The 14286-nt window shown below is 65.8% G+C and carries 16 protein-coding genes; 12 read left to right on the forward strand and 4 right to left on the reverse strand.

The annotated features are described in order from the left end of the window. Nucleotides 1-189: 189 nt before the first annotated feature. From LG306_RS13815 to mnhG, 6 genes are read left to right on the forward strand one after another with little or no spacing between them, the layout of a single operon-like run. Nucleotides 190-3108 carry a monovalent cation/H+ antiporter subunit A gene (locus LG306_RS13815; RefSeq protein WP_404415588.1) on the forward strand — a complete coding sequence of 973 codons (2919 nt, stop codon included), beginning with the start codon at nt 190-192 and terminating at the stop codon, nt 3106-3108. Next, entirely contained in the window at nt 3108-3449 is a 342-nt protein-coding gene (locus LG306_RS13820; RefSeq protein WP_404419737.1) for a Na+/H+ antiporter subunit C, read from the forward strand. Before LG306_RS13815 ends, LG306_RS13820 begins: the two co-directional genes overlap by 1 nt. Further along, entirely contained in the window at nt 3446-5041 is a 1596-nt protein-coding gene (locus LG306_RS13825; RefSeq protein ID WP_404415591.1) for a monovalent cation/H+ antiporter subunit D, read from the forward strand. The genes LG306_RS13820 and LG306_RS13825 overlap by 4 nt, the downstream gene beginning before the upstream one ends. Continuing rightward, entirely contained in the window at nt 5038-5526 is a 489-nt protein-coding gene (locus LG306_RS13830) for a Na+/H+ antiporter subunit E (RefSeq protein ID WP_404415594.1), read from the forward strand. Before LG306_RS13825 ends, LG306_RS13830 begins: the two co-directional genes overlap by 4 nt. Then, the gene (locus LG306_RS13835) at nt 5523-5804 is read left to right on the forward strand and encodes a K+/H+ antiporter subunit F (RefSeq protein WP_404415597.1); all 282 of its coding nucleotides are present in this window, start codon (nt 5523-5525) and stop codon (nt 5802-5804) included. Before LG306_RS13830 ends, LG306_RS13835 begins: the two co-directional genes overlap by 4 nt. Then, on the forward strand, nt 5801-6142 hold the full coding sequence (gene mnhG / locus LG306_RS13840; RefSeq protein ID WP_404415600.1) for a monovalent cation/H(+) antiporter subunit G: 342 nt from the start codon (nt 5801-5803) through the stop codon (nt 6140-6142). Before LG306_RS13835 ends, mnhG begins: the two co-directional genes overlap by 4 nt. A gap of 117 nt (nt 6143-6259) precedes the next feature. On the opposite strand, the gene LG306_RS13845 is transcribed toward mnhG, so the two are convergent. Continuing rightward, complete coding sequence (locus LG306_RS13845; RefSeq protein WP_404415603.1) at nt 6260-6982, reverse strand: hypothetical protein; 723 nt, start codon at nt 6980-6982, stop codon at nt 6260-6262. 111 nt (nt 6983-7093) lie between these two features. Here LG306_RS13845 and LG306_RS13850 point away from each other — a divergent pair, with 111 nt between their 5' ends. Continuing rightward, nucleotides 7094-7699, forward strand: a complete 606-nt coding sequence (locus LG306_RS13850; protein WP_404415606.1) for a TIGR00730 family Rossman fold protein — start codon at nt 7094-7096, stop codon at nt 7697-7699. A gap of 105 nt (nt 7700-7804) precedes the next feature. After that, nucleotides 7805-8098, forward strand: coding sequence for a CC_3452 family protein (locus LG306_RS13855; protein WP_017504618.1), 294 nt, complete (start codon nt 7805-7807; stop codon nt 8096-8098). A 15-nt stretch (nt 8099-8113) separates the two neighbouring features. On the opposite strand, the gene gltX is transcribed toward LG306_RS13855, so the two are convergent. From gltX to LG306_RS13870, 3 genes are all read right to left on the reverse strand, one after another. After that, complete coding sequence (gene gltX / locus LG306_RS13860; protein WP_404415610.1) at nt 8114-9448, reverse strand: glutamate--tRNA ligase; 1335 nt, start codon at nt 9446-9448, stop codon at nt 8114-8116. Between the two features lie 76 nt (nt 9449-9524). Then, a complete protein-coding gene (gene dksA / locus LG306_RS13865; RefSeq protein ID WP_017504616.1) occupies nt 9525-9959 on the reverse strand; it encodes an RNA polymerase-binding protein DksA in 435 nt (144 codons plus the stop codon). 179 nt (nt 9960-10138) lie between these two features. Continuing rightward, nucleotides 10139-10564, reverse strand: coding sequence for a flagellar assembly protein FliX (locus LG306_RS13870; RefSeq protein ID WP_404415614.1), 426 nt, complete (start codon nt 10562-10564; stop codon nt 10139-10141). Between the two features lie 183 nt (nt 10565-10747). Between LG306_RS13870 and LG306_RS13875 the strand changes: the two genes are divergently transcribed. The 4 genes from LG306_RS13875 (at nt 10748) to LG306_RS13890 (ending at nt 14276) form a co-directional block, all read left to right on the forward strand. Continuing rightward, nucleotides 10748-11869, forward strand: a complete 1122-nt coding sequence (locus LG306_RS13875) for a flagellar basal body P-ring protein FlgI (RefSeq protein ID WP_404415617.1) — start codon at nt 10748-10750, stop codon at nt 11867-11869. Nucleotides 11870-11871: 2 nt separating this feature from the next. Beyond that, nucleotides 11872-12174, forward strand: coding sequence for a rod-binding protein (locus tag LG306_RS13880; RefSeq protein WP_404415620.1), 303 nt, complete (start codon nt 11872-11874; stop codon nt 12172-12174). Next, nucleotides 12171-12608 (forward strand): hypothetical protein, encoded by a 438-nt coding sequence (locus LG306_RS13885; RefSeq protein ID WP_055754767.1) that lies wholly within the window; start codon nt 12171-12173, stop codon nt 12606-12608. Before LG306_RS13880 ends, LG306_RS13885 begins: the two co-directional genes overlap by 4 nt. A 90-nt stretch (nt 12609-12698) precedes the next feature. After that, the gene (locus LG306_RS13890; RefSeq protein ID WP_404415623.1) at nt 12699-14276 is read left to right on the forward strand and encodes an EAL domain-containing protein; all 1578 of its coding nucleotides are present in this window, start codon (nt 12699-12701) and stop codon (nt 14274-14276) included. Nucleotides 14277-14286: the final 10 nt, after the last annotated feature.

A 14286-nucleotide genomic window follows, 5' to 3' on the forward strand; every position in this document is an offset into this window, starting at 1 on the left:
GTTAGGTCGAAAACTTTCCATATTACCTGATCCTTCTCGCACGACGACCGAGCTGCTGGGCGCGGACGTGCCGCGCTCTGGTGTCGCTTTGACGCACCCCGCTCCTGTCCGTAGATCAAAGCGAACCTTGGCCAACCTTGAGCGTTGGCAAAGCGCCCCCTAGCGATTCAGGAGAGACGCCCCGCCTCGATGTCCATCAGCTTCCTTCTTGTCGTCATCCTGGTCTTGCCGTTTCTTGGCGCCATCGTCGCGTCCGGCTTGCCGCGTCACGCACGCACCTCCGCCGCCATCCTGTCGTGGGTCGTGGCTTTGGTCAGCCTGGGGTGTCTGGCCGCGCTATGGCCGATGTTCCAGGACGGGGAAACGCTGCGCTACGAAATCCCGTGGCTGCCGTCGCTGGGCGTCAATCTGGTGCTGCGACTGGACGGACTGTCGTGGCTTTTCAGCGCCCTGATCCTGGGGATCGGCGCCTTGGTGGTGCTGTATGCCCGCTACTACATGTCGCCGAAGGATCCGGTGCCGCGGTTCTTTTCCTTCCTGCTGGCCTTCATGGGCGCGATGCAAGGCGTGGTGCTGTCGGGCAATCTGATTCAGCTGGTCGTCTTCTGGGAGCTGACCAGCCTCTTTTCCTTCCTGCTGATCGGCTACTGGCACCAGAACCCCGCCGCGCGCGAAGGATCGCGCATGGCGCTGACGGTGACGGCCATGGGCGGCATCGCCCTGCTGGTCGGGATGATCCTGATCGGGAGGATCGTCGGCAGCTATGACCTCGATGTCGTCTTGGCGTCGCGAGAGGCGATCCAGACCAGCCCACTTTATCTGCCTGCGCTGATCCTGCTGTTGCTCGGTGCGATGACCAAGAGCGCGCAGTTTCCGTTCCACTTTTGGCTGCCCCGCGCCATGGCCGCGCCGACGCCGGTCAGCGCCTATCTGCACTCCGCGACCATGGTGAAGGCAGGCATTTTCCTGCTGATCCGCTTCTGGCCCGTCCTGGCGGGGTCCGAGAGCTGGTATCTGATCGTCGGCGGCATGGGTCTGGCGACGCTGCTGCTCGGCGCCTGGTGCGCCATCTTCCAGCATGATCTCAAAGGCCTGTTGGCCTATTCGACGATCAGCCATCTGGGCCTGATCGTGCTTCTGCTGGGATTAGGCAGCCCGCTGGCCTGTATAGCGGCCATCTTCCACACGGTGAACCACGCCACCTTCAAGGCGTCGCTCTTCATGGCCGCCGGCATCATCGATCACGAGGCCGGCACGCGGGATATGCGCAAGCTCAGCGGTCTGTTCCGCTTCATGCCCTTCACGGCGACCCTGGCTATGGTGGCCGCAGCCGCGATGGCGGGCGTGCCCCTGTTAAACGGCTTCCTGTCCAAGGAAATGTTCCTGGCCGAGGCGGTGGCCAGCGCCCATACGCACGGCCTGAACATGCTGCTGCCCGCCCTGGCCACCTTGGCCAGCGCCTTCAGCGTTCTGTATTCACTGCGTTTCATCCACGCGACATTCTTCGGCCCGCCTCCGACAGAGCTGGATCGCATCCCGCACGAGCCGCCCGCCTGGATGCGTCGCCCCATCGAGGTGCTGGTCGCGCTGTGTCTGGTCGTCGGCATCTTCCCGGCTGTGACGGTGGGGCCGTTCCTGAAGAGCGCCGCCGTTTCGGTGCTGGGCTTTGACCTGCCCTATTACAGTCTGGCCCTGTGGCACGGATTCAACGTGCCGCTGGTGCTGAGCCTCATTGCCCTCGCCGGCGGCGTGGGTCTCTATGTCGTCTTCGGCAAACGCATCAACGCCAATCCGCGCGGCGGACCGTGGGGCTGGAAGCGTCTGAACGGCGGCTGGTTGTTCGAGCGAACCATGACCGGCCTGTTCAAGGGGTCGGAGGCGATGGTTCGCCTGTTGGGGGCGACACGACAACAGGCACAGCTGAGGGCCATCGGCTTGGTCGCCCTGCTGGCAGGCGGGCTGGCGGCGATCGGCGCCGGATTGGTGATCCGCCCGATCATGCCGACATTGACCTTGTCCAACTGGGCCTTCGCCGGTCTTTGGCTGGTCGGCGCCAGCTGTGCAGTCGCGGCGGCATGGCAGGCGAAGTATCACCGACTGGCCGCCGTGGTTCTGATGGGCGGCGCAGGTCTGGCCAGCTGCCTGTCCTTCGTCTGGCTGTCGGCGCCAGATCTGGCCGTGACCCAACTGCTGGTCGAGGTCGTGACCACCGTCCTGCTGCTGCTGGGCCTACGTTGGCTGCCGAAACGGCTGGAGACCATTCGCCTGCCACAGGCCATGGAGAAGCGGTCTCGCCGCCGCCGCCGTATCGACCTGATCATCGCCGCCGCCGTTGGCGCGTCCTTGGCGGCCATTTCCTACGCCGTCATGACGCGCCCATCGATCGAGGGGGTTTCGCGCTTCTTCGTCGAGCACGCCTACAAGGACGCGGGCGGGCGCAACATCGTCAACGTCATCCTGGTCGACTTCCGCGCCTTCGACACCTTCGGCGAGATCACGGTTCTGGGCATTGTCGGCCTGACGATCTTCGCCCTGCTGCGCCGCTTCCGTCCCGCCGACGACACCCTGTCCAATCCCAGCCAGCAGAGCGTGCAGGACGCCTCCGACCGCGATCATGAGAAGCGATCGGAGGGCGACACGCTGAAGGAGACCATGCTGATCCCCCGCGTGGTGATGCGCTGGATCTTCCCCTTCATCATCCTGCTCGCCGTTCACCTGTTCCTGCGCGGGCATGACCTGCCGGGCGGCGGTTTCGCGGCGGGCGTGGCCCTGTCGATCGCCTTCATCCTGCAATATATGGCCTCGGGCGCCCGGTGGGTCGAAGAGCGGCTGGCCATTCGGCCCATCTTCTGGATCGGCGCCGGCCTGGTGATCGCCGCCCTCAGCGGGATCGGATCGTGGCTGTTCGGCTATCCCTTCCTGACCTCCTGGTTCCAGTATGCCGACCTGCCGATCCTGGGCCGCGTGCCCTTGGCCAGCGCCGTGCTGTTCGACTTGGGCGTGGTCGTTCTGGTCGTGGGCGCCACGGTCCTGACCCTCGTCGCCCTGGCGCACCAGTCGCTGCGCAAGCCCAAGCAAAGAGACGCCGAAAAAGGAGAGCCGTCATGATGGAGCTGGTTCTCGCCCTCGCCATCGGCGTGCTGTCGGCCTCGGGCGTCTGGTTGGTGCTGCGCCCGCGCACTTTCCAGGTGATCATGGGGCTGTCGCTGCTGTCCTATGCGGTCAATATCTTCATCTTCGCCATGGGACGGCTGAGGTCGGGCGCGCCGCCGGTGCTGGCGGGCGAGGTCTCCGACCCGGCGCGCTACACCGACCCGACGCCGCAGGCGCTGGTCCTGACCGCGATCGTCATCAGCTTCGCCCTGACCGCGCTGTTCCTTGTTGTCATTCTGGCCGCGCGCGGCATCACCGGCAGCGACCATGTCGATGGCAAGGAGCCGGACACATGATCGACTGGAACGCCCATCTGATCATCGGCCCCATCGTCCTGCCGATGATCATCGCCTCAGCCATGCTGCTGCTGGACGAGCGTCGCCGAACGCTGAAGGCGGCGCTCAGCTTGAGCGCTATGGCCGCCATTCTGATCATGGCCCTGGTTCTGCTGCACGAGAGCGCAAACGGAGCGGTGGGCGGCGGGGATACCGCGCGCGTCTATCGCCTCGGATCGTGGGCTGCGCCCTATGGCATTGTCCTGGTGGCCGACCGGCTGTCGACGATGATGGTCGCGCTGACCAGCGTTCTGGGCGGATGCGCGCTGATCTTCGCCCTGGCGCGATGGGACCGGGCGGGACCGCGCTTCCACGCGCTGTTCCTGCTTCTGATCATGGGGGTGAACGGCGCCCTGCTGACCGGCGATCTGTTCAACCTGTTCGTCTTTTTCGAAATCATGCTGGCCGCCTCATACGGACTGGCGCTGCACGGGTCGGGCGAGGCGCGTGTGCGGGCGGGCGTGATCTATATCGCCGTCAATCTGACCGCGTCCTTGCTGTTCCTGATCGGCGTCAGCCTGATCTACGGGGTGACCGGCACGCTGAACATGGCGGATGTTGCGACGCGGGTTGCGACCGTCCCAGCGGATGACCTGGGACTGTTTCATATCGGAGCGGCGGTGCTGGGCACGGCCTTCCTGATCAAGTGCGCCATGTGGCCCTTGGGATTCTGGCTGACGCCGACCTATTCGGCGGCCACCGCGCCGGCGGCAGCGGTCTTCGCCATCCTGTCCAAGGTCGGGGTCTATGTCGTCATCCGCCTCAGTCTGCTACTGTTCGGCGCCGACGCGGGCGCCTCGGCCGGATTTGGCCTGACCTGGCTGTTCGTCGGCGGACTGGCGACCATAGCGTTCGGCACATTCGGCCTGATCGCCTCTCGCGATCTGTCGCGCGCCGCCGGGTTCGGCGTGATGATTTCTTCCGGCACCGTTCTGGCCAGCCTGGGCGTCAACGATGCGGCGACCCTCAGCGGCGCACTCTTTTATCTGATCGGCTCCACCCTGGCCTGCGCAGCCCTGTTCCTGCTGGCCGAGATCCTCCAGCGCGGACGCGAGGCCGACGTCGGCGAGGCGCGCGCTGTTTTCGATGACGAATATCGTGATCCGTTCGACGACGAAGAGCGCAATGAGCCGGGCCTGGTCATCCCGGCGGCCGTCGCGGCGCTGGGCGGCGCCTTTCTGATCTGCACCCTGATGGTCGCCGGTCTGCCGCCCTTGGCCGGCTTCGTCGGGAAACTGTCCATGATCAGCGCCCTGGTCGGCGTTGGCGATGCGGCGGCCTGGACGCTGGTGGCCGTGCTTTCCGTGTCCAGCCTCGGCGCCTTGATCGGTCTGACCCGCCTGGGGGTCGGCGAGATCTGGACGCGCGACGAGGGCGCGCCGGCGTTCGTCGTGGGTGCGGCCGAGCTGACGGCGCTCGCAGCCCTGCTCGGCTCCTGCGTGTTTCTGGCCATCTTCGCTGGCTCCGCGTTGATCTACACCGACCACACCGCGGCCTGGCTGGCAGAACCGCAAGGCTACATCCACGCGGTCCTGGGCGGGGGCGGTCGATGAGACGCGTCCTTCCCTACCCCATCCTGTCGCTAGGCCTGTTCGTCGCCTCGATCCTGCTCAGCGCCTCGGTTGCGCCGCCGTCTCTGGCGCTCGCGGTGCTGCTGGCCCTGCTGGCGCCGATCATCATGCTGGCGCTGGGCGTGGATCGCGTGCGGGTGAGGGCGCCGATGGCCATAATGCGCCTCGCCATCGACGTTATCGGCGACATCGTGCGCTCCAACTGGGCAGTGTCGCACATCATTCTGGGGCGGCGACGGCATGAGCGCACATCCGGCTTCATCCATATTCCGCTAGACCTGCGCGACCGATATGGCCTGGCGGTCCTGGCCATCATCATCACCTCGACGCCCGGCACCTTGTGGGTCGAATATGAGTCCGCCACCGGCCGTCTGCTGCTGCACGTGCTGGATCTTGTGGATGAAGAGACCTGGGTGCGGCTGATCAAGGATCGCTACGAGCGCCGGCTGATGGAGATTTTCGAATGACGGCGGCGGTGCTGAGCTGGGGCCTGGGTCTGGCCCAACTGATGCTGATCTGCGCCATGGGCCTGGCGGCATGGCGGATCATTCACGGTCCGCGCGCCCAGGATCGCGTCCTGGGCATGGACACCCTTTATCTCAACGGCATGCTGCTGGTGGTGGTGTTCGGCATCCGCACCGACAGCCAGCTTTATTTCGAGGCCGCCCTGGTGATCGGCATGTTGGGCTTCGCCGCCACCGTGGCCCTGGCCAAGTTCCTGATGCGCGGCGAGGTGATTGAATGACCCAAGCTGACGTTCCCGCATGGGCCGCCATCATCGTCGTCGCCCTGGCCGTCATCGGCTCGGCCCTTTCGCTACTGGGCGCGGTTGGGCTGGTTCGGCTGAAGACCTTCTATGAGCGCGTCCACGCTCCGACGCTCGGGGCCACGCTAGGCATGGCGCTGATCCTGCTGGCGTCGATCGTCTGGTTCACGACCGTCGAGCGGCGTTTCATGCCCCGCGAAATCCTGATCGGCCTTTTCCTGACGGTCACGACGCCGGTCACCCTGATCCTGCTCGCCCGCGCCGCCCTGTTCCGCGATCGCACCGAGGGCGCCGAAGACACGCCGAGAAAGGGCTGATCGGCCGGCAAAAAAGAAGCCCGGCGGGGGCGCCGGGCTGCAAGCAGGTTCGGTGATGGTGTCCCTGAGGACGGCCCCATTCCTTAACCGAAATGGTTTCCAGATCGTTAAGCGCCCTCAGTCCGGCAGCCACGTCGTCTGACGCCCGGCTGGCTCTACAGGCCAAGTGATCCGCCAGCCTGCCCCCGCCCGCTCGACGACGAAGCTCCCAGCCGCGCCCGGGCCCGGATAGTCAAAGCGCCTTCCATTCACCGTGATCGTCGCCGCACCCGACTGTCCGATGACCGCCCGCCAACGGCCGCGCCCGATCGCCGCCGGCGACATATCTGCGCCGTTGATGTTGATCGACGGCGCCGCCCCATTTGTTCGGCCGGAAGCCATCAGGGTCGCACCGTCCGAATCCACCGCATCCAGCCCTTCGCCGCCATCGAGGCGAACAGTCGGCTGGCCAGCGGCAATCAGGGCGACGGGACCGGCCCCGCCCTGGATCACCACCAGGGTCTCCGGCGAGACTGCGGCGTCCTCGCCCACCTGCACCTCAGGCGTGAAGCGCACATCGCCGCTCAAAGGCGGCAGTCGCAGCTCGAACCGCCCCGCGCCGTCCGCCGTCGTCGCCACGGCCGCAGTATCCTGCGCACGCAGCACGACGCGCGCATTGGGCCCCGCCCCGCCGCGCAACACCAGGACGCCGCCGTCGCGCATCACGCCATCAATCTGGGGCGGGCGAACCCAGGGCGAGGCCTCGTCGGCCCCCGTCGGCCCCGCCACGCCGCCCTGCCGATCGGAACAGGCTGCGGCAGCCAGGACCGCGACACACGCGACCATCATCCGACGTTTCATCCTGCGCCTCTACGATATAGGACTGGCGACCCAGCGGCTCGAGCCTGTGTTAGCTTGAGCGCCGTCGGTTTGGCCATGGCCAGGCCGCCTATTCGTTTTCTTCGAGGCTCCATGTCCCTGCCCCCCGTTTCGTTCCTGCCGTTCGACGGCTCTTCCGTCTGCCTGTTCTGCGGCGCCTCCGAGACCGCCGATCCCTCTTACACTGAGGCGGCCTACGCCTTCGGCAAGGCGGCGGCTGAGGCCGGCTGGCGGCTGGTCTATGGCGGCGGCGGCGTGGGTCTGATGGGAGCCTCCGCGCGTGGCGCGCACGAAGCGGGCGGACGCGTCGTCGGCATCATGCCGGCCTTCCTGCGCAGCCGCGAACGCCTGTTCGACGAGGTCGAGACAGTCGTCGTCACTTCGATGCACGAGCGTAAGCAACTGATGTACGACCAATCCGACGCCTTCGTGGTCGCCCCTGGCGGCATCGGGACCCTGGAAGAGGTTGTGGAGCTGCTGTCGTGGAAGCGGCTGGACCTGCACCACAAGCCGGTCGTCTTCCTTAACCTGAACGGCTTCTGGAACGGCTTCTTCGACCTGATGAAGCACAGCGTCGAGGAAGGAATGACGCCGCCGTCGTTCTTGGACGCCTGGACCGTCGCCGAAACCGTCGAAGAGGCGATGGCGCAGGTTCAGGCCGGCGGCGATGCGCCGCAATTGAAACATGATCATCGATAAGTGATCATCGCTCATAATCCGCTGCGCGCGTCTTGACAGTTTTTATCGAAAACTGACATGGGAGCGCAGCGGCATGACGCCGTTCTTCATTTCGGAGAGTTTTCAATGCGCGCTCTGCTGATCGCCGCCGCCCTGTTCGCCGCCGCCCCTGCGGTCGCCCAAGCCCCCGCCGCCACCAGCCTGACGCTGGCCGACGCCGCCAAGGCGCCCGCTCGCGCCACCATCATCGACGGCGCTCGTTGGTCCTGCGAAGGCGCGACCTGCACCGCTGCAGGCGGCACGGAACAGCCCGCGACGCGCGCCTGCCGTCGCGTGGTTCAGAAGTTCGGTCCCGTGACTGCCTTCTCCTACAAGGGCGTCGCCCTGAGCGCTGACGAACTGGCTGTCTGCAACGCCTAAAATGCGTGAGGCGGCTTAGGCCGCCTCACCTCTCAGACGCCGCTGGATGGTTTCGCGACCGATCAGCGGCGCCATGGCCGCCATGTCCGGCCCGTGCTGCTGCCCCGTCAGAGCCAGACGCAGCGGCATAAATAGCGCCTTGCCCTTCGCGCCCGTCTCGGCCTTGACGGCCGAGGTCCACGCCGACCAGGCGTTCTCGTCGATCACTTCCGGCAGCAGACGCAGCGCCGCTTCGATGAAGGTCGCATCTTCGATAACAGGTTGGATCTGACCACGGACGATCTGCGCCATGTCCGCAACGTCGGCGAACTTCGTCAGATTGCCCCGCACCGTATTCCAGAAAGCTTCGCCAAGATCGGCGCCGAGAGCCTGAAGGCGCGGCTGCGCCGTCGCATAGTCCATGACGTGCAGCGCCTGAGCGTTCAGCCGGTCCAGATCGGCTGTATCATAGCGCGCCGGCGAACGGCCCATCTTGGAGAAGGCGAAGCTCTGACCCAGAGCCTCGACCGAGGCGCCGACTTCCAGCGGATCAGACGTCCCGATCCGGCCGAGGTGGCTGGTGATCGCGATCGGCTCATAGCCCTGGTCGCGCATGTCGCTGATCGACAGCGATCCCAGACGCTTGGACAGGGCCGCGCCGTCGGTGCCGACAAGCAGCGGCATGTGGGCGAACCCCGGAACCGTCGCGCCCAGCGCTTCAAAGATTTCGATTTGCGCGCCGGTGTTGGTAACGTGATCCTCGCCCCGGATGATGTGCGTGATGGCCATGTCGATGTCATCGACCACCGACGGCAGGGTATAGAGGAACAGGCCGTCCTCACGGATCAGCACCGGGTCCGACATCGAGGCGGTGTCCACCTCGGCATGACCGCGCGCCAGGTCTTCCCAGGCGACGCGCTTGCCGTCCAGTTTGAAGCGCCAATGCGGGCGACGCCCTTCGGCTTCGTAGGCGGCCTTCTGCTCTTCGGTCAGTTCCAGCGCCGCGCGGTCATAGATCGGCGGCAGGCCGCGCGACAGTTGCACCTTGCGCCGACGGTCGAGTTCGTCGGCGGTTTCATAAGCGGGATAAAGCCGACCCGACGCCTTCAGCCTGGCGGCCGCTTCTTCATAGCGATCGAACCGCTTGGACTGATTATAGCGCTCATCCCACGGCATCCCCAGCCAGGTCAGGTCGTCTTCGATTCCCTGTTCGAACTCGGGCGTGGAGCGCGCCAGGTCGGTGTCGTCAATGCGCAGGACGAACGATCCGCCCTGCCCCTTGGCGAACATCCAGTTCACCAAGGCGGTGCGGACATTGCCGACGTGCAGCTTACCCGTGGGCGACGGGGCGAAACGAACCTTGACGGACATGGATAAACGACCTCGAAAGCGAGGCGGCTAGGTCGCCCCGCAACCCGGCGAAGTCAAGGCGCGGAAGGCTTAAACCTCAGTCGTCGCGGTGAACGCGTTCGCGGCGTTCGTGGCGCTCCTGGGCTTCGACCGACAGTGTCGCCGTCGGACGGGCTTCCAGACGACCCAGGCTGATGGGTTCGCCCGTGTCCTCGCAGTAGCCGTAGGAGCCGTCCTCGATCCGGCGCAGCGCGTCGTCGATCTTGGAGATCAATTTGCGTTGGCGGTCGCGGGTACGCAACTCCAGCGCGCGATCCGATTCCGAAGACGCCCGGTCCACCAGATCGGGGTGGTTTTCGGTCTCGGCCTTCAGATTGACGACCGTGCCCTTGGACTCGCGAAGGATCTCATCCTTCCAGGCCAGCAGCTTCTTCTTGAAATAGGCTTGCTGCCGTTCGTTCATGAACGGCTCGCTGTCAGACGGCCGATATGGGCCGGTTTCGTCGGACACAACGGACGCCAAGGCGCTCATCGATCTCACGCTCTCTAACACGCCCCCCTGTGGCGTAGATGGCCGTATAATCAGCCCATCGAGTCGCGGCAACGCGGTTCTCGATTCCGTGATGGAAATAGGGCGACTCACCGCCTGACAGTGGCAAAAGTCACTCACTGCCGAAGCTTAGCCGCCTGATGTCAGACGATTATTTCACATCAGGGGCGGTTGCGGCGCATTTCCGCCTTCGCCAGTTCGACTGAAGCGCGCAGGTCGATCTGATCCAGCAGGGCGCCCAAGTCCTTGTCGTCGTCGGCGGCGCGCTCCTCGCGCAGGCTCCGCGCCAGACGATCCAGAGCCCCCTCGTCGGCGTCGCCGTTCAGCAGGGCCAGCTTGATTTCGTCCAGGCGATCCAGAAGACCGCTGCCGCGCCGGATCGCGCGGCGCCGCTTCTCCAGCGGCCCCTCGATCCCTTGAAGGGCCATCAGGGCCGAGACGTCAGACACCCCGCCTGTCGTGGCGCTGGCGGTCGTTGCAGCGGGCGCGGACGCAGCCGCAGTCTGCCCCAGCGAAAACCCGCTGGCGGATCGCGTCGGACGTGTGCTGGCAGGCGTACTGACGCCGTTGGGGCCGACAACCTTCATGTGCAGGTGCTCCGCGTCATGAAACCATGGATGACGGGCGGCGATGACTGTTTGGTTAACGCCCCGGCAAATCCTGCCGCTTCTTTGCCCACCAAAGGCCGAGCAACATTGAATTCACGTCGTAAATTTCGCGGCACGATCTTCGCACAGACGGCATCGTAACGTTGCGTGGACGCCTGACCGATGCAAAATCTGCTTGCCCGCCTGATCGCCTCGGTCGCCGCGACGCTCGTCGTCGCCGGCGGCGCGACCTCGGCGCTGGCCCAGTCGCAGTCACGCATCAAGGACATCGCCGCCGTCGAGGGCGTGCGCGGCAACCAGTTGGTCGGCTACGGCATGGTCATGGGGCTGAATGGCACGGGCGATTCCTTACGCAACTGCCCCTTCACCCGCCAATCGCTGGAAGGCATGACGGAGCGACTGGGCGTCAACATTCGCGGGGCCAACGCCAACACCAAGAATATGGCCGCCGTCATGGTCACGGCCGACCTGCCCGCCTTCGCCACGCCCGGCTCGCGCATCGACGTGTCGGTGGCCTCCATGTGCGACGCCAAGAGCCTGCTGGGCGGTTCGCTGGTCGTCACCAGCCTCCAAGGCGCAGACGGCCAAGTCTATGCGGTGGCGCAAGGCTCGGTCCAGACCGGGGCCGTCTCGGCGTCGGGCGGGTCAGGGTCGTCGGTGACGCGCGGCGTGCCGACCGCGGGCCGCATCGCCTCGGGCGCCCTGGTCGAGCGCGAGACCGGCTTCCAGATGGCCAATATGAACGAGGTGCGCCTGAATCTGCGCAACCCCGACTTCACCACCGCGCAGCGCGTCGCCGCCGTCGTCAACGCCGCCTATCCGGGGTCGGCCCTGGCCGAGAACGGCACGGTCGTCGCCCTGCGCGCGCCCGGCGAACTGGGCATGGCGGGCTTCATCAGCCGGATCGAAAACCTGGCCGTCAGCGTCGATACGCCCGCCAAGGTCATCATCGACGAGGTCAACGGCGTCATCGTTATGGGAGACGCCGTGCGCATCTCTCGCGTCGCCATCGCCCAGGGCAACCTGACCATATCGGTGGACGAGCAGCCGCAAGTCAGTCAGCCGGCGCCCTTCAGCCGGGGCCAGACCGCCGTCGTCCCCTCGACCCAGGTGAACGTCGAAGAGGATCTGGGAACCCAGATGCGACTGGTCGGCGGCGGGGCCAACCTGTCCACCCTGGTCAACGGCCTGAACGCCCTGGGCGTCAGCCCGCGCGACATGATCCGCATCCTGCAAGCCATCAAGGCCGCCGGCGCCCTGCAGGCCGACATCGAGGTGATGTGAGCATGACCGACCTGACCGTCTCCACCGATCTGCTGCGCCCCGCCGCGGCTGCACCCACGGCTGTGAACCGTGACAAGATCGAGGAAACCGCCAAGGCCTTCGAGGCCACCTTCATCTCGCAAATGCTGAAGCCGATGTTCGAAGGCCTGTCGACAGACGGCCTGTTTGGCGGCGGCCAGGGCGAGGCGACATGGCGCAGCTTCATGCTGGACGAAATGGCCAAGTCCACGGTGAAGGCGGGCGGCATCGGCCTGAGCAACACCGTCATGGCCGAAATGCTGAAGATGCAGGAGGGCCGGCAATGAGCGACACCGAACTGGCCCAGGCGCGGGTTCGTCAGTTGACGACCCTGACCTTGCGTCTGACTGAGCGGCTGAAGGCCGAAACAGCCGCCTTCGCCGATGGCCGTCCTCAGGATGTGGCGGCCGGTCTGTCGGAAACGCAGGAGATGGCCAATCTCTACCGTCGCGATTCCGCTCATGTGAAGGCCAATCCAGCGCTGCTAAGCGGCGCTCCACTCGAAGACCGCAGGACACTGGTCGACGCCACGCGTGAGTTCGACGCCGTACTGACTCGCCACAGCCGCGCCGTCGACGCTGCGCGTCAGATTTCCGAGGGTCTGGTGCGCGCCATCGCGGCGGAGGTCACCGCCGCCCGCACCCCCGCCTCCGCCTATGCCGCCGACGGTCGCGCCTCGCTGGGAGACGGACGCGCTGTCGCTCTGAACCGCATGGCCTGAACAGGACGGCCCCAGACCGTTCGCAGATCACGGTTCGCGTCCTAAGGGCTATTGCCTATTTTTTAAGCGACTGCATGCCAACGTCGCCTCATGACGCTGACCACACGCCTCCTAGGCTTGGCCTTCGCTTCCGCCGACACCCTGGTGGAGGTGGATCCGAAAGGCGTGGTCGCCTTTGCGATCGGCGCGGGCGCCGTGGCCGGCGAAGACGCAGGCGCGACCTGGACGGGCCGCCCGCTGCTCGATCTACTGCACGACGGCGCGTCCACCCAAACGGCCCTTCAAGGCATGAAGGCCGGCGTGCGTATTCCCGCGACATCGATCCTTGTGGCGGCCGGGCCTGACCGCGTGCGCCGAGCCTCGTTCCGCGCCTTCGTCCTGCCGCAGATGGCGCCGGCCATCTCTTGCGCGATCTCCTACGAGGGACCGGCCTTCGCGCTGGAAGATCTGGAAGCACGCCCGCTTCTGGAACCGGAAGATTTCCTGGCCGACGCCGGGCGCGTTCTGGAGGCTCACACCGACCTCGCTCTCTCCTTCCTGGACATCTCCGGCCTGGAAAATGTCACCGGCGACGCCGCCGACCGTCTCAACCGCCGGATCGAAGCCACGCTTCAGTCTGCCGCCGTCGACGGATCAAGCGCGTCGCAGGTCACCGCCGTCCGTTACGCCCTGTTGCGCCCAGCCAACGACCGCCGCGACATCGCCGCCGAAATCGTGGAAGTGGGGCGGGCCGAGGGTCTTTCTCTCGAAGCCGAAGCTGTCAGCTCGCCAGTCCCGCCAGGGGCGGACACCTTGTGCGTTCTGCGCGCCATGAGGTTCGCCATTGAGGGGTGCCTAAAAGGCGACGGTCTCGCCAATCCGCAGATCGCCTTCGCGGACTCCCTGAAGCGCACATTCCGCGACGCCGAGACCTTCCGCACCGTGGTCAAATCGCGTGAATTCCAGGTCCACTATCAGCCCATCGTCCATCTGGATTCTCGCGCCGTCCATCATTTCGAGGCCCTGACCCGCTTCAACGGCAACAGTGGTCCTGCCGACGCCATCCGCATGGCGGAGGAGCTGGACATGATCGAGTCGTTCGACCTCGCCGTGGCGGAAAAGGTCTTGAAGCGGATGCGCCAGCCTGGCGCTGGCCTGCTGAAGATGGCGGTCAACGTCTCGGGCGCTTCGCTGGGCGACGACAACTATGTCGAACAACTGCTGCGCATGACCGCCACCGCGCCCGAGGAACGCCGCCGTCTGATGGTCGAGGTGACTGAAACCTCCGCCGTCTCCGACATCGAGGCCGCAGACCGCCGTCTAGCCGCATTGCGCGAAGCGGGCATCAAGGTTTGCATCGACGACTTTGGCGCCGGCGCCGCCGCTCTTGATTATTTGCGTCGACTGTCCGTGGACTCCGTCAAGATCGACGGCGCAATCGTGCGCGACATCCAGACCGATCAGCGATCCAAGGCCATGCTGCACAGCATTGTCGAGATGTGCCGCTCCATGAAGCTGGAAACCATCGCCGAAATGATCGAGACCGACGGCGTTGCGACCGAGCTGAAGGCGGCAGGCGTCGACTATGGTCAGGGCTGGCTGTTCGGCCGTGCAGAGGCCGAACCGCGCACGCAGCTGTCCAACCCGTCGCTCGTCCGCCGCAAGGGCGCCGTCGAAGCCTGGGGCTGACCGACAATAG

Source organism: Brevundimonas vesicularis, from assembly GCF_044807075.1.
In the GTDB taxonomy this organism is placed as follows: domain Bacteria; phylum Pseudomonadota; class Alphaproteobacteria; order Caulobacterales; family Caulobacteraceae; genus Brevundimonas; species Brevundimonas vesicularis_G.

Excerpts from the sequence above, each read along its gene's own strand:
- LG306_RS13815 (WP_404415588.1), top strand. The coding sequence starts at position 190 with ATGTCCATCAGCTTCCTTCTTGTCGTCATCCTGGTCTTGCCGTTTCTT.
- LG306_RS13820 (WP_404419737.1), top strand. The coding sequence starts at position 3,108 with ATGGAGCTGGTTCTCGCCCTCGCCATCGGCGTGCTGTCGGCCTCGGGC.
- LG306_RS13825 (WP_404415591.1), top strand. The coding sequence starts at position 3,446 with ATGATCGACTGGAACGCCCATCTGATCATCGGCCCCATCGTCCTGCCG.
- LG306_RS13830 (WP_404415594.1), top strand. The coding sequence starts at position 5,038 with ATGAGACGCGTCCTTCCCTACCCCATCCTGTCGCTAGGCCTGTTCGTC.
- LG306_RS13835 (WP_404415597.1), top strand. The coding sequence starts at position 5,523 with ATGACGGCGGCGGTGCTGAGCTGGGGCCTGGGTCTGGCCCAACTGATG.
- mnhG (WP_404415600.1), top strand. The coding sequence starts at position 5,801 with ATGACCCAAGCTGACGTTCCCGCATGGGCCGCCATCATCGTCGTCGCC.
- LG306_RS13845 (WP_404415603.1), bottom strand. The coding sequence starts at position 6,982 with ATGAAACGTCGGATGATGGTCGCGTGTGTCGCGGTCCTGGCTGCCGCA.
- LG306_RS13850 (WP_404415606.1), top strand. The coding sequence starts at position 7,094 with ATGTCCCTGCCCCCCGTTTCGTTCCTGCCGTTCGACGGCTCTTCCGTC.
- LG306_RS13855 (WP_017504618.1), top strand. The coding sequence starts at position 7,805 with ATGCGCGCTCTGCTGATCGCCGCCGCCCTGTTCGCCGCCGCCCCTGCG.
- gltX (WP_404415610.1), bottom strand. The coding sequence starts at position 9,448 with ATGTCCGTCAAGGTTCGTTTCGCCCCGTCGCCCACGGGTAAGCTGCAC.
- dksA (WP_017504616.1), bottom strand. The coding sequence starts at position 9,959 with ATGAGCGCCTTGGCGTCCGTTGTGTCCGACGAAACCGGCCCATATCGG.
- LG306_RS13870 (WP_404415614.1), bottom strand. The coding sequence starts at position 10,564 with ATGAAGGTTGTCGGCCCCAACGGCGTCAGTACGCCTGCCAGCACACGT.
- LG306_RS13875 (WP_404415617.1), top strand. The coding sequence starts at position 10,748 with ATGCAAAATCTGCTTGCCCGCCTGATCGCCTCGGTCGCCGCGACGCTC.
- LG306_RS13880 (WP_404415620.1), top strand. The coding sequence starts at position 11,872 with ATGACCGACCTGACCGTCTCCACCGATCTGCTGCGCCCCGCCGCGGCT.
- LG306_RS13885 (WP_055754767.1), top strand. The coding sequence starts at position 12,171 with ATGAGCGACACCGAACTGGCCCAGGCGCGGGTTCGTCAGTTGACGACC.
- LG306_RS13890 (WP_404415623.1), top strand. The coding sequence starts at position 12,699 with ATGACGCTGACCACACGCCTCCTAGGCTTGGCCTTCGCTTCCGCCGAC.